Origin of the sequence: Ruegeria sp. EL01 (genome assembly GCF_900313035.1) — a bacterium.
Lineage (GTDB): Bacteria > Pseudomonadota > Alphaproteobacteria > Rhodobacterales > Rhodobacteraceae > Ruegeria.
Map to the genome: position 1 here is coordinate 20783 of NZ_OMPS01000017.1, position 19143 is coordinate 39925.

Below are 19143 nucleotides of genomic sequence, written 5' to 3' on the forward strand. Positions count from 1 at the left end.
CTCCTCAAAATCTGTTCCCCAAGACCTAGCCTGCGCTGCCCAACTTGACCAGATAGCAGTTTTCCCCGCCTCTCAATTGCATTAAGGTCCCGAAAAAATAACCGGCAGGCTCGGGGGAGAATGAAGTGGCATCAAACGGCAGGCATAGGCCGTCGCGCATTGTTACATGCGTGGACGAATCCGGTCTGAATCCCCACTTCACAAGCTTAGCGGGGGCACATCCGTGATCCTCGATCGTTACTTCGGCCGCAGATTTCTGCAGAGCTTTCTGGTCATAGGCGCCATTTTTCTGACCCTGATGATTCTGATCGACCTGATTGAACAGGTACGCCGTTTCAACGATGTTGATCTGTCCTTTGGTCGTGTGCTGCACCTGACCCTGTTGAACACACCCGCCGCAATCAGCGAAATGCTGCCTCTGCTGGTCATTCTGTCGACAATCGCCCTGTTTGTTGGGCTGGCCCGCACATCCGAATTGGTGGTGACGCGCGCCACGGGCCGATCCGGCATCCGCGCGCTGGTGGCTCCTGTCCTGCTGGCACTAACCATCGGCGCGCTGGCGGTGGCATTGCTGAACCCAATCGCCGCTGCCACTTCTGAGGAGTTTCAGCGCCTGTCGGATTCCTACCGCAACAATGGCAGTTCAGCTCTGTCGATCAGCAGCGAGGGTCTTTGGCTGCGGCAAGGTGCTGAAAACGGTCAGGCCGTGATCCATGCGCGCGGCACCTCAAACGAAGAGACCCTGGGGCTGAACGACGTGACCATCATTACTTTTGCCCCCGATGGTAAACCAACCCAACAGATCATCGCCGACCGGGCCGAGCTGCAGGATGGGAAATGGGTATTGTCGCACGCCAAAATCTGGAAACTGCAGGATGGGCAGAACCCGGAATTCAATTCTGTGTCACATGACCGGCTCGAGCTGCCAACATCACTGACACGCGAACGGATTCTCGACACTCTCGGCCAGCAAGACTCGGTCTCGGTCTATGACCTCCCACAGCTGATATCGGATCTGCGCGAGGCCGGGTTTTCGACCAAACAATACGAGGTTTGGCTGCAGGTCCAACTGGCGCGCCCCTTCTTTCTGGTCGCCATGGTCCTGATCGGAGCGGCCTTCACCATGCGCCACGTCCGTTTTGGCGGCACAGGAATTGCCGTACTGACGGCGGTTCTGTTGGGCTTTGGCATCTATTTCATCCGCAACTTTGCGCAAATTCTCGGGGAAAACGGACAATTGCCCATCTATGTCGCCGCATGGGCTCCACCCTTTGCCGCAATTCTGCTGGCGCTCGGCTTGCTCTTACATGCGGAGGATGGCTGATGCGGCACATTGTCCCCCTGTTGCTGACAAGCGCACTTGCCTTGTCTGTTCCCGCAGGCCTAGTTGCGCAAACAACAACGCCGCAGGCGCAAGGATCGCAGGAAGAGCAGGAACCAGCCCTTCTGGTCGCCGACAAGGTGTTTATCACCTCAGATCGCAGCCTTGTGGCCGAAGGTAATGTCGAAGCGTTCCAAGGCGACGTCAAATTGTCCGCGCGACGTGTTGTCTACAACCGGGAAACCGGCGAGTTGACGCTGGAAGGCCCCATTCGCATCGATCAGGATGGACGGTCCACGGTCCTTGCTGATTCAGCACAGCTGGACAGCGGTCTTCAAAACGGGTTGCTGATCGGCGCCCGGATGGTTTTTGACCAGCAGGTTCAGATCGCGTCGGTGCAAGCCAAGCGGGCATCGGGCCGCTATACGCAATTCAGCAAAGTTTCGGCAACGTCCTGTCATGTCTGCGACGATGGGAAACCACCGCTTTGGCAAATTCGGGCTCGTAAGGTCACACACGATCAGCTGGAACGGCAACTTTATTTTGAAGGCGCGCAACTTAGGGTGCTGGATTACCCGGTGTTCTATTTCCCCTACCTGCGCCTGCCAGATCCAACCCTGGACCGTGCAACTGGGTTTCTGGTTCCATCTATCCGCACGACATCGCAATTGGGCACGGGCGTGCAAGTCCCGTATTTCTTCAAACTGGGCGACCACAAGGATCTGACGCTGACGCCCTACCTTTCGGCCAAAACCACAACACTGGGCTATCGGTACCGTCAGGCGTTTGTGAACGGCCGCATCCAGATCGAAGGGGCCTATACGCGGGATGATGTGCAACAGGGCCAGGACCGCGGCTATCTGTTTGCCAACGGCTGGTTCGGTCTGAAGAACGACTACCGCTTTACCTTCAACCTTCAGACCGCGTCGGACGATGCATACCTAGCCGATTACGGTCTGCCCGATCTGGATCGCTTGCGCAGCGAGATTGCGTTGGAGCGGATCAAGCGCGACACAGCCTTTAGAACCAGTTTCATTCACTACAAAACCCTGCGCGACAGCGAAAATCAGGACAACATCCCGTCGCGCGTGTTCGATCTGAACTACCAGAAACGCTTTTTCCCAAGCGCAGTGGGCGGCGAGGTTCGGCTCAGCTTTGTTGGCCATGCCCATGAACGCACCAGCGACGAGGATATCATCGGGCGGGACATTGCCCGGGCGACATTTGACGCAGAATGGTTGCGCAGCTGGACCTTTGCCTCAGGGCTGCGGGCCGATGCCCGGTTTGGCGCGTCGATCGATACGTTCAACATTCGGCACGACAGCAACTTTCCAACGGACGTCACCCGTTCAACCCCGCGAGCGGCGCTCACCCTGCGCTATCCGATGACTCGACGCGAAAGATCTGGTGCGACCCAGTTCATTGAACCGATTGTGCAATTTGGCTGGACAGATGTCTCTGACACCGACGTCCCCAACGACGAAAGCACCTTCCAGGACTTCGATCAGGGCAACCTGCTGTCGCTGTCGCGGTTCCCGGCAGAAGACCAACGAGAAGATGGTGCAACCGCGGTCGTGGGGCTCAACTGGGCCCGGTATGGCGCAAACGGCTGGCAGGCCCTGGCCACGGTTGGTCAGGTTTTTCGGGCTGATGCCGACCCCAATTTCAACCTGACATCCGGTTTGCAGGGCACGTCTTCGGACCTTTTGCTGGCGGGACAGATCAAAACAGCGAACGGCTGGTCGCTTGCCGGACGAGGCTTGTTGAACGGTGACCTAAGCTTCGTCAAAGCCGAGGTTCGCGGCGCGTGGCAGAAAGACGGGGCTGGCGTGTCGGGCAGCTATATCTGGCAGGAAAAAGATCCTGCCGAAAATGCCACTGCCGAAATCTCTGAGATTTGGCTCCGGGGACGTTATCCAATCGATCAAAACTGGCTAACCCGAGCCGAGGCACGCTATGATTTCGCCGAGTCCGAACCCATCCGCCTTGGCCTGGGAGTGACATATCAGAACGAATGTGTTCAGGTTAACATGTCCGTAGCGCGGCGCTTTACTTCAACATCAACTATTGAGCCTTCGACCGAATTCGGCTTTACCCTGTCGCTGACAGGTTACGCCCTCGAAGGCGGTGGCAACACATACAAGAGAAAATGCAGTTGATATCAGGTTTCTTCAGGTTTCTTCGTTCCGGTTGGCATAAACCGGTTGCACCGGCGCTGATTGCCGCATCGCTCATCGTTGTTGCGCCGCGTGTCAGCGCTCAAGGTTTGTTCTCGCCTGCGATACGCGTCAATCAAGACATCGTCACGTGGTACGAGCTGGACCAACGACTTCAGTTTCTGACCGTGCTGGGCATACCGGGCGACTCGGAAAAGGATGTCCGTCAGGCGTTGATCGATGACCGGCTGCGCAAACAAGCGATGAGCGCGGCCGGAATTCAGGTCGCCCCAGAAGATGTGCAGCTGGGAATCGATGAGTTCGCAGCACGCGGACAACTGTCGACTGAACAATTCCTGCAACTGCTTGGTGAGTCGGGCGTTGATCCTGAAACCGTTCGGGATTTCGTGGCAGATCAGTTGTCCTGGCGCGACTACATCAGTTCCCGGTTCCTGTCTCAGGCTCGCCCGACACAGGACGAAATCAACCGTGCACTGGGACAGGCCGGCGGTGGCGGGCTTCAGGTCTTGTTGTCCGAAGTCATTATTCCAGTGACCCCCCAAACTCTCGCACAGACCGAGCTTTTGGCGGAAGAGATTGCTCAGTTGCAGGGGTTTGACGCCTTTTCCGCAGCAGCTGCGCAGTATTCAGCGGCATCCACCCGCGAAAATGGCGGCCGTCTGGATTGGCTCAATATCTCCAACCTGCCGCCCGCGCTGCAACCCGTGATTCTGGGCCTGCAAAATGGCGAGATTACCGATCCGATCTCGCTGCCCAATGCTGTCGCCCTGTTCCAGCTGCGCGGTTTGCGCGAAGTTGCAACAGGCGCACCCAGATTCTCCAAAATCGACTACGCCATTTACTACCTTCCCGGCGGCCGCATCTCTGATACCCTGGCAACCGCAGCGCGTTTGAAAGAAGAGATCGATACATGTGACGACCTCTACGGCATCGCCAAAGATCAGCCCCGCGAGGTTTTGGATCGCATCGATGCTGCCCCGTCAGAGATTCCACGTGATGTGGCTGTCGAACTGGCCAAGCTTGACCGGAACGAAGTGTCGACAACACTAACACGCAACAATGGTCAAACGCTGATGTTCCTGATGCTCTGCAATCGGACCCGCGACTTGGGTGAGGACACGTCCCGCGAAGATGTGGCCAACGCCTTGACCCAGCAGCGTCTGCAAGCCTTTGCCGATAGTCTGATTGAACAGCTGCGGGCCGACGCAACTATCATCGAGCAATGATGGCCCCTATCGTGCTCAGCTGCGGTGACCCGGCTGGAATCGGCCCAGAAGTCGCAGCGAAAGCGTGGGACCACCTGCGTGACACCTGTCCGTTTGTCTATATCGGAGATGTCGCGCACCTGCCGGATGAAACACCTACGCAAGTGATCAAAGACCCGTCGCAAGCGTCGCGGATCAGTGCAACCGCCTTACCGGTTCTGCAACTGGAATTCCCGGCCACAAACCGGCCCGGCGATCCAGACCCGGCAAACGCGCCGTCGGTCATTGACGCCATCGAACAGGGGGTTGCGTTGGTGCAATCCGGCGCTGCTTCGGCTCTGTGCACGGCTCCGATCCATAAAAAGGCACTGATCGACGGAGCCGGGTTTGCCTATCCCGGCCATACCGAGTTTCTCGCCGCATTGGCGGGTCGCAAGCGGGTGGTGATGATGCTCGCCAGCGACCAACTACGTGTGGTTCCGGCGACCATCCACATTCCCCTGTCGCGCGTTCCTCATGAACTGACCCCGGATGTGCTGCGCGATACAATCGAAATCACTGCGCAAGGTCTGCGCCAACATTTCGGCATCCCCCACCCACGTCTCGCCGTCGCCGGTTTGAACCCCCATGCAGGCGAAGGCGGCAAAATGGGCACGGAAGAGCTGGACTGGATATCACCGCTGCTATCGGACCTTACCAGCGACCACTACACAGTAACGGGTCCGCTACCGGCGGACACCATGTTTCACGGCGCCGCCCGCACCCGCTATGACGCGGCGATTGCCATGTATCACGATCAGGCCCTGATCCCGATCAAAACGCTGGATTTCGACCGCGGTGTCAATGTGACGCTGGGTCTGCCCTTCATACGCACCTCACCTGACCACGGCACTGCACTGGATATCGCGGGAAAAAACATCGCCAATCCCACCAGCCTGATCGAAGCTTTGAAACTCGCCCAACGGATGGCACAGACCCCTTGATGCTTCATCTGGCCAAAAATATCCCCGCCGGAGGCAAAAAACCTCTGGCACCACGCCGCCTTTCCGCGCCACGGTAGTCGGATCATGAGCGCCATCGACACACTTCCCCCATTGCGCGAGGTTATCGCGTCGCACCAGCTGTCCGCCCGCAAGTCGCTGGGTCAGAACTTTTTGCTGGACCTCAACCTGACTGCCAAGATCGCGCGCCAGGCCGGTGATTTGCGAGAATGCGATGTTCTGGAAATCGGCCCCGGCCCCGGTGGTCTGACGCGCGGCTTGTTGTCCGAAGGCGCGCGCAAAGTTGTCGCCGTTGAAAAAGACACCCGTTGCATCGCCGCACTGAATGACATCGCTGCGGCCTATCCCGGCAAGCTCGAGGTGATCAACGGCGATGCGCTTGAAATCGACCCTCTGGCGCATCTGACACCGCCGATCCGGGTCGCGGCCAACCTGCCCTATAATGTCGGAACCGAGCTTCTGGTGCGTTGGTTGACGCCGCCGGAATGGCCCCCGTTCTGGCAAAGCCTGACGCTGATGTTCCAGCGCGAAGTGGCCGAGCGCATTGTTGCCCAACCCGGCAGCAAAACCTACGGGCGTCTGGCCATCCTTGCGCAGTGGCGGGCCGAGGCACGTATTGCGATGTCTCTGCCTCCGGGAGCGTTCACTCCGCCGCCCAAAGTCTCCAGCGCGGTTGTTCATCTAATCGCCCTGCCCGAACCGCGTTATCCGGCGGATGCTGCCACTTTGTCCCGCACCGTCGCCGCCGCCTTCAACCAGCGTCGTAAGATGCTACGTGCTTCGCTGAAGGGCGTCGCGCCAGATATCGAGGACCGTTTGCGTGCCGCCGGTATCAAGCCCACAGACCGGGCCGAGCAGATCCCGCTCGAAGCGTTCTGCGCATTGGCCCGCGAAATTCAAAAACCCTGACACTGCAAAAAGAAAAACCCCGGCGCATAAACCGGGGTTTCTTAATTCAGATCCTATCGGCCTGACTATTCAGCAGCCTCAGGCGTATCGCCATTGTCACCGGTCGTTTCAGGTTTGGGTGCCGGTTTCGGCTTGCGGGCGCGGGGTTTGCGTGCCGGCTTTTCCTTGCGCTCCGGCGCCTCGGAACCCTCTTCAGGTGCATTTCCCTGGCTTTCCGGGGTTTCGACCAGACCGCTTTCAGGCGCAGCTGCCTCGGAGCCGAAATCCATGACGTCAGGCTGCGGCGTCGCGGCCGGATCAGACTGACGGGCCGCTTCGCGTTCCTGACGCTCGGCGCGTTCACGATCACGTTCCGCCTGGCGTTCGCGATTCTGGCGCTCCTGCTCTTCGCGGCGTGCGTCCATTTCTTTCTGCGCTTCGCTGAGCAATCGCAAGTAATGCTCGGCATGTTGCTGAAAATTTTCGGCCGCAACACGGTCATTTGCCAGTTGGGCATCGCGCGCCAACTGATTGTACTTATCTATGATTTGCTGCGGTGTGCCACGCACCTTTCCTTCCGGACCCGAGCTGTCAAAAACACGGTTTACGACGTTGCCGCCAGAAGGACGATTGCGGTTATTCTTGGCCCGCGAGCGGGATTTGGAAGATCTCATCTACTTTACGTCAGCCTTGTCATTCGCTGTCGATCAACCCGTACCTTACGCTGCTCAGAGGCTTGTGCCGTAACGCGTCATCGACTTTTTGGGCTTGGCGTCAGGGGCGCGCTGAAACAGCGTCTACCTCGCCGACTAATCCTGAGTAAACATGTCCTGCGCGTACAGACAAGAGGATTCTCGGGATTTTCTCAGCTTTTTTACCGGGATCGGCGTTTTTCGGCCTCAGTTTTGCATTTCATCCGGGCATTCTGGCACCAACCACGCGATCGCGGCCATCCAGGTCGGGGATTATTCGAATGTCGGCCAGACCCGATGCATCCAACAAGGCGGATACTTGAGCTGCCTGTGTGGGGCCAATTTCGACCAGTATGCGCCCACCGGGCATCAAAAAGTCAGGCGCACCTGCGGCAATGTGCCGATACGCACCCAACCCATCACCCTCATCCGTCAATGCCAACCGAGGTTCATGCTCGCGGACTTCCGGCGACAGCCCCCTCATCTCGGTAAGCGATATATAGGGTGGGTTGGACACGATCAGATCATAGGCGTCGTCGACACCATCAAACCAGTTGGATTTGCGGATATCGATCCTGTCCTGAACACCATGTTTCACCGCGTTTGCGCTGGCCTGCAGGCAGGCAGCCTCACTGACATCAACGCCCATCCCGGTTGCGCTGGTGCGCTCGGCCAGTAAGGTCACCAGGATACAGCCTGACCCTGTTCCCAGATCCAATACATGATCAAATGGCTGGCTTAGTGCCGCCTCGACCAACGCCTCGGTCTCGGGGCGTGGATCCAGCACATCACTGCTGACCCGGAACCCGCGCCCATAGAATTCTCGTTCGCCCAGCAGATGCGAGACCGGCACGCGAATGGCGCGCAGTGAAATCAACTGATCATAGCGCTCAGAGATATCGGGCGACAATTCCTCGGGCGCGATCAGTGTGACACGGCTGGCTTCTATCCGGGCGGCATGGGCTAGCAACACGCGCGCATCCCGCGCCGGATCATCCACACCGGCCGCACGCAGGCGCGCCGTTGCAGCGACCATCGCCTGCGCAGCTGTCTGTACCCCCGTCATTGTGACATCTCAGCCAGCAAACGGGCCTGATCGTCGGCCGTTAGCGCATCGATCACCTCGTCCAGATCACCGTGCATCACCTGATCAAGCTTATAAAGCGTCAGGTTGATGCGGTGATCGGTCATGCGGCCTTGCGGGAAATTGTAAGTCCTGATGCGCTCTGACCGATCGCCGGATCCCACCTGACTGGCCCGATCGGCCGAGCGTTCGCTGTCGATCCGCTGGCGTTCATGATCATACAAGCGCGTTTTCAACACCTGCATTGCAATCTCACGGTTGCGGTGCTGCGATTTCTCGGAACTGGTCACCACCAAGCCACTGGGCAGGTGTGTGATCCGCACCGCCGAATCGGTGGTGTTCACATGCTGCCCGCCCGCGCCTGACGATCGCATCGTATCGATCCGGATGTCATTGGCGTCGATCTGGATGTCTACGTCTTCCGCCTCGGGCAGGACCGCAACTGTTGCGGCCGAGGTATGAATGCGCCCACCGCTTTCGGTTTCGGGCACCCGCTGCACACGGTGCACACCGGATTCATATTTCATCCGGGCAAAGACGTTTTCGCCCTTGATATGGGCCACAACCTCTTTGATGCCACCCAGATCAGAGGCCTGTTCTTCGATGATCTCGAATTTCCAGCCGCGCGCTTCGGAATAGCGCTGATACATCCGCAGCAGATCTCCGGCAAACAAAGCGGCCTCATCCCCGCCTGTTCCAGGCCGGATTTCCAGCATCGCAGGGCGCGCATCCGCAGCGTCTTTGGGCAACAGCGACAGTTGCAGCGCATGTTCCGCCTCGGGGATACGCGACTGCAGCGCGGGAACTTCTTCCTCGGCGAGTTCCTTCATATCCGGGTCGGTCAGCATAGCCTCGGCATCGGCCAGATCGGTGACCAACTGACGCCAGGCCATAATCTGATCGACCACGGGTTTCAGATCGGAATATTCCTTCGCCAGCGTCGCAATATCACCGCCCGAGGCACCATCGGCCATGGCTGCTTCGAGGTATTGAAACCGCTGGGTTATCTGTTCAAGTCGTTCTTCGGGGATCATCCGGGCGGTGTCTATCAATCCGGGGCTTTGGTCAAGGCCCCGCCTTATGCTAACCTGATCATATGAAACGGCTCATTCTTGTCTTGATCCTGTGCACGCCACCTGCATTGGCCGATGTAATCGGCCCCGGAGGTAAGGTGCAGGATTGCTACTGCACCGACAAATCCGGCAGCCGGATTGAACTGGGTGAGATGATCTGCCTGCAGGTCGATGGGCGCATGTTCACAGCGCAATGCCAGATGTCCCTGAACGTCCCCATGTGGCGCGAGGTGCAGGAAGGGTGTTTGTCTTCAGGATTACAGCAAAGCAAGCCACCCGTCGACCCGGTGTCGATTGACGTCAAAATCCTTTCGGCCAAAACGTAAACGGCCATAGATACGTAGAATATCACCGTCCTGCTGCACCGTTGTGTAGTCGGGAAAGCCGATCCATTTTGTACGCGTGACGTAAGTGATCATCCCCTCATCTACTGAACCGGCCAGAACCGAGGTGCGCGGTGAAACGCGCGCAATCTCGTCCAACTGTCCCAATCCGTCAGGGCCCGTTTCGACCATACGGTAGACGCCACCCTTCATGTCCCGGTTTACGTCGCCGGTCGGGGGCACATGCCAAAGATCGGGATCAGTTGGGGCAAGGCGGATATACCCACCAACCAAAATGACCAACGCAACCAGCAGCCAGATCATGTATCTCATTGCCCCATACCCTCTTTGGCGCAAAGCCTAACTGCCACAGTCAACCGGACAAGCCATTCCGGTCTCCCCTACCGTGACGTCACGCCGGGAAGAATGCATAACAGCTCGAACAACAGGTTTGCGGCCGTCAGCGCCGTATTTCCCGACGGATCATAAGGCGGAGACACTTCGACCAAATCGCAGCCCACCACATTGACCCCACCCAACGCATGGATCAGTTGCAAGGCCTGCGGCGTTGTCAGGCCGCCAATCTCGGGTGTGCCGGTACCCGGGGCAAAAGACGGGTCCAGACTGTCAATGTCATAGGTGATGTAAACCGGGTGATCGCCAATCGTCTTGCGGATCGTCGAGCCGATCTGGGTCAGGTTCTGCTGCCACAACTCCCACGCCGGGTATTGGCGAAATCCCCAACCCTTGGCCTCGGTAAAGTCAGACGCCGCATATCCCGACCCCCGGATGCCGATCTGAAAGGTCTTGTCAGGGACAATCAATTGCTCTTCGTAAGCGCGGCGAAACACGGTGCCGTGGGTCTCACGCTCGCCGAACATCTCGTCGTTCACATCTGCATGGGCATCGACATGGACTAGCGCCACGGGTCCGTGTTTCGCGGCTATCGCCCGCAGGATTGGCAGGGTGATCGAATGATCGCCCCCCATGGCGACCGGCGTGACGCCCTTCGCCAGAATGGCGTCATAGCTTTCCTTGATGATCTTCAGACTGTCCGACAACGAAAAGGTGTTGATTGCCAGATCACCGATATCGGCAATCTGAAGCTTATCGAATGGTGCTGCGGTTGTGGCCATGTTGTACGGCCGGATCATCGCGCTTTCGGATCTGATCTGCTTTGGCCCAAACCGCGTTCCGGACCGCCACGAGGTACCGATATCCATAGGGATTCCCAGAACCGCGACATCCAGCCCTTCAAGAGAGGCCACCTGAGGCAAACGCATAAAGGTATTCGGCCCCGAGAAGCGGGCCAGATCATTGCCGCTGATCGGTTGGTTGAAATCTGTCATGCCTGTTGTCTCTCCCATCCGGCCACATGGTTAAGCACATACCGGAAGTATGGCTAATCAATAGTTAACGTCAGACCAGCTTGTTCCATCCCAACAGGCAAATGATCTGAGTTGCGACATGTGCGCCAGCAATGGCCGTCGCACCGGAGGTGTCAAACGGAGGCGATACCTCGACCACATCCCCGCCCTTGATGTTGATCCCGGCAATATCGCGCAGGATGATTTGCGCCTGAATCGACGAAAGCCCACCCCAAACGGGCGTGCCGGTACCGGGGGCAAAGGCCGGGTCCAGCCCGTCAATGTCAAAGCTCAGGTAAACCGGACTGTCGCCCACGATATCCTTGATCTTTTGCGCCACAGCGGCTGGACCGGCCTCATACACTTCGCGCGCGTCGATGATGTTGACGCCCAGCGTGTCTTCGTTGGTTGTCCGTATCCCCACCTGAACCGACCGCTTGGGATCCACGATCCCCGATTTCACGGCCTTGTAGAACATGGTCCCGTGATCCACCCGGGACATGTCGTCATCGGCCCATGTGTCGGTGTGGGCATCGAATTGCACCAGGGACATCGGCCCATATTTCTCGGCATAGGCTTTGAGGATGGGAAAGCTGATATAGTGATCCCCGCCCAGCGTGACCGAGGCGACATCCGCCGCCAATATAGTCCGGATATGATCGGTCAGCGTATCGGGAAAGGCAGGAATATTGGCATAGTCAAAGGCCATGTCGCCATAGTCCACGATGGCCAACTCGCCTAACGCGTCAAAGGGCCAGCCGTAAGGTTCGTCCGGGGATTGAAGTGTACTGGCCTCTCGGATCGCACGTGGCCCAAGACGCGTACCGGGACGGTTGGTGACCGCCTGATCGAACGGCACCCCTGTCACCGCAATATCCACACCCGTCAGATTTTTTGTGTAAAGACGTCGCAGAAAAGACGTTGCCCCGCCAAACGTGTTCTCATGAGAAACCCCTTTCAATTCGGGGTTTGTGAACGCCTCATCCACGAAGTTCTTTGAATCTTCCAAAGCCATTGCTTCCGCTCCCTCCTCAGTGTTTTTCAGCTCAGCGGCAGCGCTTTTTCTACAATCCGCGCAAAGAAAGATGCGCCAACGGGCGCGATCTCATCATTGAAGTTGTACTTTGGGTGGTGCAGTCCCGCTCCGTCGCCCTGCCCCAAAAACAAATAGGCCCCGGGCCGTGCCTGCAGCATATAAGAAAAATCCTCGGCTCCCATGTCGCGGCCCATCGAATCCACAACGCGGTTGTCGCCCGAAACCTCCCGCGCGACTTCGGCCGCAAAGGCGCATTTGTCGGTATCGTTGATGGTCGCAGGATAGCCGACCTCATAGTCCAGCTCAGCCTCAACCCCGTATGAGGCCGCCTGCCCTTTTACGATCTGCTCCATCCGTTCCATCACCATCTTCTGAACCGCAGGGTCGAAGGTTCGGACGGTTCCGTTCAGGTAAGCGGTATCCGGGATCACATTGTTGACCGTCCCGGTATGGATCTGCGTAACCGAGACCACGAGATCTTCGACCGCGTAATGATTGCGACTGACAATGGTCTGAATGGCTTGGGCAATCCCGCAAGCCGCCATCACCGGGTCACGGGTCTGATGCGGCATCGCCCCGTGCCCACCGACCCCCTGAATATGGATGTGGAACGTATCCACCGCCGCCATGATCGGCCCCGGTGTGGTATAGAACGCGCCTTCGGGATTACCGGGGTCGTTATGCAACGCGTAAACCTCTGAAATATCGAATTTATCCATGATGCCTTCGTCAACCATCACGCCTGCGCCGCCGCCTTCTTCTTCGGCCGGCTGAAAGATCAGCGCGACGCGGCCTTTGAAGTTGCGCGTTTCTGCCAGATAACGCGCCGCGCCCAGCAACATTGTCGTGTGCCCGTCATGCCCGCAGGCATGCATCTTGCCGGGGTTTGTTGAGGCATAGTCCAACCCCGATTCCTCGGGGATCGGCAGCGCATCCATGTCGGCGCGCAGGCCGATCGTCGGCCCTTCCCCCTGACCGTTGATGATCGCGACGATGCCTGTCTTGGCGATGCCCTCGTGCAACTCATCTACGCCGAACTCGCGCAGACGCTCCGTCACAAATGCCGCCGTTTCATAGCATTCGAACTCCAGTTCGGGGATGGTATGCAGATGTTGGCGCCATGTCGCCATGTCAGCGGCATAGTCGGCAATACGGTTCACAACGGGCATATGGGGTGGACTCCTGATCCAAGCTGCGGGATGTCTGCATCAGACACTGGAACAAGGGGCTTCGCAATGGCTGAAAATCCACTGATCCACGACCCGGACGCAGGGATCGAGCGCTTGCTGGAAATCATGCGCCGCCTGCGCGATCCGCAATCCGGCTGCCCCTGGGATATCGAACAGGATTTCGGCACGATCGCTCCCTACACAATCGAAGAAGCCTATGAGGTCGCAGACGCCATCGAACGGCAGGCCTGGGATGAATTGAAGGGTGAGCTGGGCGACCTGCTGTTCCAGTCGGTGTTTCACGCGCAGATGGCCGAAGAAGCCGGCCATTTCGCCTTTCAGGATGTCGTGCGCACCATGTCCGACAAGATGGTGTCCCGCCACCCGCATGTCTTTGGCGATGAATCCCGCGACAAATCGGCCGAACAGCAAACGCTGGATTGGGAAACGGTCAAAGCCGCCGAACGCGCAGGCAAAGAGCAAAAAGGTGCGTTGGACGGCGTTGCGGCCAACCTGCCCGCCCTGGTGCGAGCGCATAAATTACAAAAACGCGCCGCGCGCGTGGGGTTTGACTGGCCTGATGCCAGCCATGTCCTTGCCAAGATCACCGAAGAAGCCGCTGAGCTGGAAGAGGCGCGCGACCAAAAGGATGCTGATGCACTGGAAGATGAATTCGGCGATCTTCTGTTCGTGATGGTCAACCTTGGGCGTCATCTGGGCATTGAACCCGAAGCCGCGCTGCGCCGCACCAACGCCAAGTTCACACGCCGCTTTGCACAGGTCGAGGCGCGGCTTGCTGACCGCGGCAAAACCCCCTCGGAAAGCGACCTGGAGGAGATGGATGCGCTATGGGATGAGGTGAAGATTGCAGAGCATCGCGCCAACGGCAAACTCCCGCCTGTGGAGGCTGCAACCAACGGCTGAAACTGCTGGACAAGTCCGGCGACACTTGCCAGTGTCCGCCCTTCACGACCCCGGAGGCCTGCAATGACAGCGCGCAAGATCATCATCGATACCGACCCCGGACAGGACGACGCCGTCGCCATCCTGTTGGCACTGGCCAGCCCGGAAGAGATCGATGTGCTGGGCATTACAGCCGTTGCGGGCAACGTTCCGCTGGCGCTGACCGCCAAGAATGCGCGTATCGTCTGTGAACTGGCTGGCCACACCGAAGTACCGGTTTATGCCGGGTGCGACCGCCCGCTGACGCGCCCTTTGATCACCGCTGAACATGTGCATGGCAAAACCGGTCTGGACGGCCCAGACCTGCCCGACCCGCAGATGCAGCTGACCGGCGGGCACGCGGTTGATTTCATCATCGACACTCTGCGCGCGCACGACCCCGGCACCGTCACACTCTGCCCTCTGGGTCCGCTGACCAATATCGCCACTGCGTTCCAGAAAGCCCCCGATATCGTTGAACGCGTTCAGGAAATCGTCCTGATGGGTGGTGCGTATTTCGAAGTTGGAAACATCACGCCTACGGCGGAATTCAACATTCATGTCGATCCAGAAGCCGCTGATGTTGTTTTTAAATCCGGAAGACCGATTGTGGTCATGTCTTTGGACGTCACTCACAAGGCGCTGGTCACCAAACCCCGCAACGATGCGTTCCGCGCTCTGGGCAACAAAGCTGGCATTGCCACCGCCCAGATGACGGATTTCTTCGAACGGTTCGACAAGAACAAATATGGCAGCGAGGGCGCGCCGCTGCACGATCCCTGCGTCACGGCTTACCTGATCCGGCCCGAGCTGTTCTCGGGTCGTCACGTCAATGTGGAAATTGAAACGACATCAGAACTGACTTTGGGCATGACCGTCGCCGATTGGTGGGGCGTCACCGACAGAAAACCCAACGCGCTGTTTGTCGGCGACCTAGATGCCGATGGATTCTTCGCCCTGCTCACCGAACGGCTGGCCCGGTTATGAGCGCCGCGCTTCGCCTTGCCCGCCCCGAAGACCTTGACCGCCTGATGGGCCTTGTCGCGGCTTTCCACGCCGAGGCAGGCATAGAACAAGACGCCGATCAGCAACGCGATGCACTGTTGCCGCTGCTCGAAGGTATCCCGCACGGGTGTATCTACCTGATCGGACCGGGACGTGCACCGCTGGGCTACATCATCCTCACCTTCGGCTGGTCGGTCGAGTTCGGCGGCATGGACGGATTTGTCGACGAAATTTACATCCGCCCCGCTGTTCGGGGTCGTGGTATCGCGACCGAGGTCCTGCTGGACCTGCCCAAGGCCTTGGCGGGCGCCGGTCTGACGGCCCTGCATCTGGAAGTTGACCGCACCAATGAGGCAACACAAAAACTGTACATGCGCACCGGGTTCAAAGCCCGGGAACGTTACATGCTGATGAGCCGAAAGCTCTGATCTGAAATACGTCAATAAAGGGCGTGATTTTTGAAATTAACCAATTGTTTTTAAAATAATTTATCAAAAAACGGGCATTTTTACCGCAACTTTCCCCGTGACCACCCGGCGGGTCAGTTCCTAGGTATTATGGCACAAACAAAAAACAGAAAATTCCAGGGGTACGTAAATGGAACAATTGATCGGGCAACTTGTCGGTGGTGCACTCGGTGGCACCGGTGGCGGAAAACTCGTCAAAGGCTCGGACATGGGCAGTCTGGGTAACATGCTTGTGGGCGCCGTGGGTGGTGTTGGCGGCGGGCAGATCCTGAGCGGGCTGTTGGGCGCGGGTGGCGCTGCAGCAGCAGGCGGCATGGATCTCGGCGCGCTGGCGGCAAATGTCGTCGGCGGTGGGGTCGCCGGACTGGTCGTTCAGGTCGTTGTTGGCATGATCGTCAAAAAGATCAAAGGCTGAACACCTTGAGCGTATCAGAGAAAACGGGGGCCATCGGTCCCCGTTTTTTAATGCTCGGCTTCAAGGTTCATTTCAAAAAAGACCAAGCCGTCCAAAACTGACTTTGGTAACGCGCTATAGGGTCCACGGGGCATAAACCCCAGCGACTGGTATAGCTTCTGCGCCGCCGTCATTGCGCTTCCCGTGTCCATCAAAATCCGCTTGAACCCGAGCGCTTGGCAATCAGCGATCAAAGCCTCCATCAGGGCGCGCCCGGCCCCGGTTCCACGCGCGGCGTCGCGCACGAAAACGCGCTTAATCTCGGCCGTGCCTTCATCAATGCGTTGGAACATGCCGCACCCAACCGCTGATCCATTCACCAGGGCAATCCGAATGCCTCCATCGGGCGGCACATGCTGGGCCTCCAACGATTGCATCAATGTTTCGAATTTGTCCTGCGGGTAGGCATACAACACGACCTCGGCATCCTGACCACCTAAGCTTACCAGAAAATCCCGATACTCCCAACACAGAGCTCTAACGGTATCAAATTGTTCGGATGTTTTCGGCCTAACAATCGTCAGCATGGTCATCCCCTAGTCCAGCGAATGACCATACCATGTTCAAAAACCTTAGCGAAGGATCGACGCCCCGGCATATTCCGCCACTTCACCCAGCGTTTCTTCGATGCGAATCAACTGGTTGTATTTGGCCAACCGGTCCGAACGCGCCAGCGAACCGGTTTTGATCTGCCCGCAATTGGTCGCAACTGCCAGATCGGCAATCGTTGCGTCCTCAGTCTCACCCGAACGGTGGGACATCACATTGGTGTACCGCGCCCGATGGGCCATATCGACGGCACGCAGGGTTTCGGTCAGCGACCCGATCTGGTTCACCTTGACCAGCATCGAGTTGGCGCAGCCACGCTCGATCCCCTCGGCCAGACGTACAGGGTTGGTCACAAACAGGTCGTCCCCTACCAGCTGTACCTTGTCGCCAATGGCATCGGTCAGGGCTTTCCAGCCATCCCAGTCATCCTCGGACATGCCGTCTTCGATCGAGATGATCGGGTAGTCGTTGACCAGTGCCGCCAGATAGGCCGCGTTTTCATCCGATGTCAGGGTCTTACCCTCACCGGACAGAACGTATTTGCCGTCCTTGTAATACTCGGTCGCGGCGCAATCCAGCGCCAGGTGGATTTCCTCACCCGGTTTGTAGCCTGCCTTTTCGATCGATTTCAGGACGAAATCTAGTGCCTCGCGGGTCGAGGCGATGTTGGGGGCAAAGCCGCCCTCATCCCCGATCCCAGTGCTAAGGCCCGCGGCGGAAAGCTCTTTCTTCAGCGTATGGAACACTTCGGACCCCATGCGCACCGCCTCACGGATGTTCGCGGCAGACACCGGCATGATCATGAATTCCTGAATGTCGATGGGGTTGTCCGCATGCTCACCCCCGTTGATGATGTTCATCATCGGCACTGGAAGAACACGGGCCGAGGTACCGCCTACGTACCGATAAAGCGGCTGTGTGGTGAAATCCGCCGCTGCCTTGGCTGTCGCCAGCGAAACACCCAGAATGGCGTTCGCGCCCAGACGACCTTTGTTTTCTGTCCCGTCCAGTTCGATCATCGCGCCGTCGATGGCCACCTGCTCGGTCGCGTCAAAGCCGACCAGCTCTTCGGCGATCTCGCCATTGACCGCCGCTACCGCCTCAAGCACGCCTTTGCCCAGATAGCGCGCCTTGTCGCCATCGCGCTTTTCGACCGCCTCGTAGGCACCTGTTGATGCGCCCGAGGGCACAGCCGCGCGGCCCATTGTGCCGTCTTCGAGGATCACGTCCACCTCGACTGTCGGGTTTCCCCGGCTGTCCAGGATTTCGCGTGCGTGAATGTCGATGATGGTGCTCATGATACCGGTCCCTAAAGATGCCTTCGGTTGCATGCCTCATAGCAGCACGCGACGAAAAGTAAACCAGTTCCGTTATCGCTAACACACACATTTTCGGGCGTTTAGGGCTAACAGTCTCCTGTTTGCGCCAACATGTTCAGGCTGCGGCCAAAGCCATGTCGCGGGCCAATCTGCGTTCACGGAGAAAAGTGTACAATCCGGATCCAATGATCAACGATGCACCGGCCAGTGTCATCAGGTCCGGACGCTCTCCGAACACCAGACCGCCAGCCAGAATCGAGAACAACAGCCGCGTGTACCGGAACGGTGTCACTGCCGACGCCTCGCCCACGCGCATTGCCGTGACGATCCCGTAATAACCCAGAACGCCAAAGAAAATCGCGCCAGCATAGGGGCCGATCTGCCCGGTTTCCACCGATTGGATCGGATGTCCACCCAGTATCATCAAAACCGTCCCCCCCAGCGCCAGCGCAAGATACGCCTGTGAGGACACCACGGCCGAGGAGATTTTGGAATTCAGCCGCCGCGTAATCAAATCGCGCGCCGCAACGCCGATGACGGCGACAACTACAAACAGAGATTCGGGGCGGAACCCTTCAAAGCCTGGGCGGATGATCATCAGAACACCGATGAAACCAACACCGATGGCGCTCCAACGTCGCCACCCCACCTGTTCGCCCAGAAACAGGGCCGCGCCCATGGTCACCACCAATGGCATGGCCTGAAACACTGCGGCCACGGTTGACAGTTCGACAGCGGCCAGCGCGGTCACGAACGCCACCGCCGAAACCGCTTCGGCCATGGCGCGGACCATGGGCAACGTTTGCCACGCTTCCGCGATAAAGATGCGCTGACGCGAGAAAAACGCCATGCACAGGAAAATCACCGCGCACGTAAGGCCCAGCACGATCAAAATCTGACCCGGCGCGACTGACGCCGTTAACTGCTTGATGAACATATCCTCAAGCGTGAACGCAGCCATAGCCGCAATGACCAGCAAAATGCCATTAACGTTGTTCATATCCATGTCCGTAGAAACTGGCGGCGCCACTTGCCGCTGTTAGCTTCAGCAAAAGCCGATGTTCTGCGCCG

The 19143-nt window shown here is 58.3% G+C and carries 20 protein-coding genes; 10 read left to right on the plus strand and 10 right to left on the minus strand.

All coding sequences use genetic code 11. From position 1 onward, the window contains the following. Positions 1–223: 223 nt before the first annotated feature. The 5 genes from lptG (at position 224) to rsmA (ending at position 6613) form a co-directional block, all read left to right on the plus strand. Positions 224–1324: an LPS export ABC transporter permease LptG gene (gene lptG / locus D9K61_RS09180; RefSeq protein ID WP_120632957.1), complete on the plus strand. Its 1101-nt coding sequence runs from the start codon at positions 224–226 to the stop codon at positions 1322–1324. Further along, positions 1324–3480 (plus strand): LPS-assembly protein LptD, encoded by a 2157-nt coding sequence (locus D9K61_RS09185; RefSeq protein ID WP_120632958.1) that lies wholly within the window; start codon positions 1324–1326, stop codon positions 3478–3480. Before lptG ends, D9K61_RS09185 begins: the two co-directional genes overlap by 1 nt. Continuing rightward, a complete protein-coding gene (locus D9K61_RS09190) occupies positions 3471–4724 on the plus strand; it encodes a peptidylprolyl isomerase (protein WP_120632959.1) in 1254 nt (417 codons plus the stop codon). The genes D9K61_RS09185 and D9K61_RS09190 overlap by 10 nt, the downstream gene beginning before the upstream one ends. After that, positions 4721–5686 (plus strand): 4-hydroxythreonine-4-phosphate dehydrogenase PdxA, encoded by a 966-nt coding sequence (gene pdxA / locus D9K61_RS09195; protein WP_120632960.1) that lies wholly within the window; start codon positions 4721–4723, stop codon positions 5684–5686. The genes D9K61_RS09190 and pdxA overlap by 4 nt, the downstream gene beginning before the upstream one ends. A gap of 84 nt (positions 5687–5770) precedes the next feature. Further along, positions 5771–6613, plus strand: a complete 843-nt coding sequence (gene rsmA, locus D9K61_RS09200) for a 16S rRNA (adenine(1518)-N(6)/adenine(1519)-N(6))-dimethyltransferase RsmA (protein WP_120632961.1) — start codon at positions 5771–5773, stop codon at positions 6611–6613. Positions 6614–6678: 65 nt separating this feature from the next. Here the strand turns inward: rsmA and D9K61_RS09205 are convergent, their stop codons facing one another. The 3 genes from D9K61_RS09205 to prfA all read right to left on the minus strand — a co-directional run bounded on the left by D9K61_RS09205 (position 6679) and on the right by prfA (position 9402). After that, positions 6679–7266, minus strand: coding sequence for a DUF4167 domain-containing protein (locus tag D9K61_RS09205; RefSeq protein WP_120632962.1), 588 nt, complete (start codon positions 7264–7266; stop codon positions 6679–6681). 238 nt (positions 7267–7504) lie between these two features. After that, positions 7505–8350, minus strand: a complete 846-nt coding sequence (gene prmC, locus D9K61_RS09210; RefSeq protein WP_120632963.1) for a peptide chain release factor N(5)-glutamine methyltransferase — start codon at positions 8348–8350, stop codon at positions 7505–7507. Beyond that, on the minus strand, positions 8347–9402 hold the full coding sequence (gene prfA / locus D9K61_RS09215) for a peptide chain release factor 1 (protein WP_120632964.1): 1056 nt from the start codon (positions 9400–9402) through the stop codon (positions 8347–8349). Before prfA ends, prmC begins: the two co-directional genes overlap by 4 nt. A gap of 62 nt (positions 9403–9464) precedes the next feature. On the opposite strand from prfA, the gene D9K61_RS09220 reads away from it, so the two are divergent. Next, positions 9465–9767 (plus strand): hypothetical protein, encoded by a 303-nt coding sequence (locus D9K61_RS09220; RefSeq protein ID WP_120632965.1) that lies wholly within the window; start codon positions 9465–9467, stop codon positions 9765–9767. Here D9K61_RS09220 and D9K61_RS09225 read toward each other — a convergent pair. The 4 genes from D9K61_RS09225 to D9K61_RS09240 all read right to left on the minus strand — a co-directional run bounded on the left by D9K61_RS09225 (position 9699) and on the right by D9K61_RS09240 (position 13336). Beyond that, positions 9699–10097 (minus strand): DUF1499 domain-containing protein, encoded by a 399-nt coding sequence (locus tag D9K61_RS09225; RefSeq protein WP_120632966.1) that lies wholly within the window; start codon positions 10095–10097, stop codon positions 9699–9701. The genes D9K61_RS09220 and D9K61_RS09225 overlap by 69 nt on opposite strands. 68 nt (positions 10098–10165) lie before the next feature. Further along, the gene (gene speB / locus D9K61_RS09230) at positions 10166–11113 is read right to left on the minus strand and encodes an agmatinase (protein ID WP_120633001.1); all 948 of its coding nucleotides are present in this window, start codon (positions 11111–11113) and stop codon (positions 10166–10168) included. A gap of 70 nt (positions 11114–11183) precedes the next feature. Beyond that, a complete protein-coding gene (speB, locus tag D9K61_RS09235; RefSeq protein WP_120632967.1) occupies positions 11184–12146 on the minus strand; it encodes an agmatinase in 963 nt (320 codons plus the stop codon). Between the two features lie 26 nt (positions 12147–12172). Continuing rightward, the gene (locus D9K61_RS09240; RefSeq protein WP_120632968.1) at positions 12173–13336 is read right to left on the minus strand and encodes a M20 aminoacylase family protein; all 1164 of its coding nucleotides are present in this window, start codon (positions 13334–13336) and stop codon (positions 12173–12175) included. 66 nt (positions 13337–13402) lie between these two features. Between D9K61_RS09240 and mazG the strand changes: the two genes are divergently transcribed. From mazG to D9K61_RS09260, 4 genes are all read left to right on the plus strand, one after another. Further along, positions 13403–14260, plus strand: coding sequence for a nucleoside triphosphate pyrophosphohydrolase (mazG, locus tag D9K61_RS09245; RefSeq protein WP_120632969.1), 858 nt, complete (start codon positions 13403–13405; stop codon positions 14258–14260). A 63-nt stretch (positions 14261–14323) separates the two neighbouring features. Further along, entirely contained in the window at positions 14324–15265 is a 942-nt protein-coding gene (locus D9K61_RS09250; RefSeq protein ID WP_120632970.1) for a nucleoside hydrolase, read from the plus strand. Beyond that, a complete protein-coding gene (locus D9K61_RS09255; RefSeq protein ID WP_120632971.1) occupies positions 15262–15711 on the plus strand; it encodes a GNAT family N-acetyltransferase in 450 nt (149 codons plus the stop codon). Before D9K61_RS09250 ends, D9K61_RS09255 begins: the two co-directional genes overlap by 4 nt. 169 nt (positions 15712–15880) lie before the next feature. Continuing rightward, positions 15881–16165: a hypothetical protein gene (locus D9K61_RS09260; RefSeq protein WP_120632972.1), complete on the plus strand. Its 285-nt coding sequence runs from the start codon at positions 15881–15883 to the stop codon at positions 16163–16165. A gap of 47 nt (positions 16166–16212) precedes the next feature. Here D9K61_RS09260 and D9K61_RS09265 read toward each other — a convergent pair whose 3' ends face one another. The 3 genes from D9K61_RS09265 to D9K61_RS09275 form a co-directional block, all read right to left on the minus strand. Then, positions 16213–16731 (minus strand): GNAT family N-acetyltransferase, encoded by a 519-nt coding sequence (locus D9K61_RS09265; RefSeq protein WP_120633002.1) that lies wholly within the window; start codon positions 16729–16731, stop codon positions 16213–16215. A 45-nt stretch (positions 16732–16776) separates the two neighbouring features. Next, entirely contained in the window at positions 16777–18051 is a 1275-nt protein-coding gene (gene eno, locus D9K61_RS09270) for a phosphopyruvate hydratase (protein ID WP_120633003.1), read from the minus strand. A gap of 136 nt (positions 18052–18187) precedes the next feature. Beyond that, on the minus strand, positions 18188–19072 hold the full coding sequence (locus D9K61_RS09275) for a DMT family transporter (protein ID WP_120633004.1): 885 nt from the start codon (positions 19070–19072) through the stop codon (positions 18188–18190). Between the last annotated feature and the right edge of the window lie 71 nt (positions 19073–19143).

What these genes read in the sequence shown, in the direction of transcription:
- pdxA (WP_120632960.1), top strand. Translation starts at nt 4,721, where the DNA reads ATGATGGCCCCTATCGTGCTCAGCTGCGGTGACCCGGCTGGAATCGGC.
- prfA (WP_120632964.1), bottom strand. Translation starts at nt 9,402, where the DNA reads ATGATCCCCGAAGAACGACTTGAACAGATAACCCAGCGGTTTCAATAC.
- D9K61_RS09190 (WP_120632959.1), top strand. Translation starts at nt 3,471, where the DNA reads ATGCAGTTGATATCAGGTTTCTTCAGGTTTCTTCGTTCCGGTTGGCAT.
- D9K61_RS09255 (WP_120632971.1), top strand. Translation starts at nt 15,262, where the DNA reads ATGAGCGCCGCGCTTCGCCTTGCCCGCCCCGAAGACCTTGACCGCCTG.
- eno (WP_120633003.1), bottom strand. Translation starts at nt 18,051, where the DNA reads ATGAGCACCATCATCGACATTCACGCACGCGAAATCCTGGACAGCCGG.
- prmC (WP_120632963.1), bottom strand. Translation starts at nt 8,350, where the DNA reads ATGACGGGGGTACAGACAGCTGCGCAGGCGATGGTCGCTGCAACGGCG.
- D9K61_RS09275 (WP_120633004.1), bottom strand. Translation starts at nt 19,072, where the DNA reads ATGAACAACGTTAATGGCATTTTGCTGGTCATTGCGGCTATGGCTGCG.
- D9K61_RS09240 (WP_120632968.1), bottom strand. Translation starts at nt 13,336, where the DNA reads ATGCCCGTTGTGAACCGTATTGCCGACTATGCCGCTGACATGGCGACA.
- D9K61_RS09225 (WP_120632966.1), bottom strand. Translation starts at nt 10,097, where the DNA reads ATGAGATACATGATCTGGCTGCTGGTTGCGTTGGTCATTTTGGTTGGT.
- D9K61_RS09250 (WP_120632970.1), top strand. Translation starts at nt 14,324, where the DNA reads ATGACAGCGCGCAAGATCATCATCGATACCGACCCCGGACAGGACGAC.
- D9K61_RS09265 (WP_120633002.1), bottom strand. Translation starts at nt 16,731, where the DNA reads ATGCTGACGATTGTTAGGCCGAAAACATCCGAACAATTTGATACCGTT.
- D9K61_RS09185 (WP_120632958.1), top strand. Translation starts at nt 1,324, where the DNA reads ATGCGGCACATTGTCCCCCTGTTGCTGACAAGCGCACTTGCCTTGTCT.
- D9K61_RS09260 (WP_120632972.1), top strand. Translation starts at nt 15,881, where the DNA reads ATGGAACAATTGATCGGGCAACTTGTCGGTGGTGCACTCGGTGGCACC.
- rsmA (WP_120632961.1), top strand. Translation starts at nt 5,771, where the DNA reads ATGAGCGCCATCGACACACTTCCCCCATTGCGCGAGGTTATCGCGTCG.
- speB (WP_120632967.1), bottom strand. Translation starts at nt 12,146, where the DNA reads ATGGCTTTGGAAGATTCAAAGAACTTCGTGGATGAGGCGTTCACAAAC.
- D9K61_RS09205 (WP_120632962.1), bottom strand. Translation starts at nt 7,266, where the DNA reads ATGAGATCTTCCAAATCCCGCTCGCGGGCCAAGAATAACCGCAATCGT.
- D9K61_RS09220 (WP_120632965.1), top strand. Translation starts at nt 9,465, where the DNA reads ATGAAACGGCTCATTCTTGTCTTGATCCTGTGCACGCCACCTGCATTG.
- speB (WP_120633001.1), bottom strand. Translation starts at nt 11,113, where the DNA reads ATGACAGATTTCAACCAACCGATCAGCGGCAATGATCTGGCCCGCTTC.
- mazG (WP_120632969.1), top strand. Translation starts at nt 13,403, where the DNA reads ATGGCTGAAAATCCACTGATCCACGACCCGGACGCAGGGATCGAGCGC.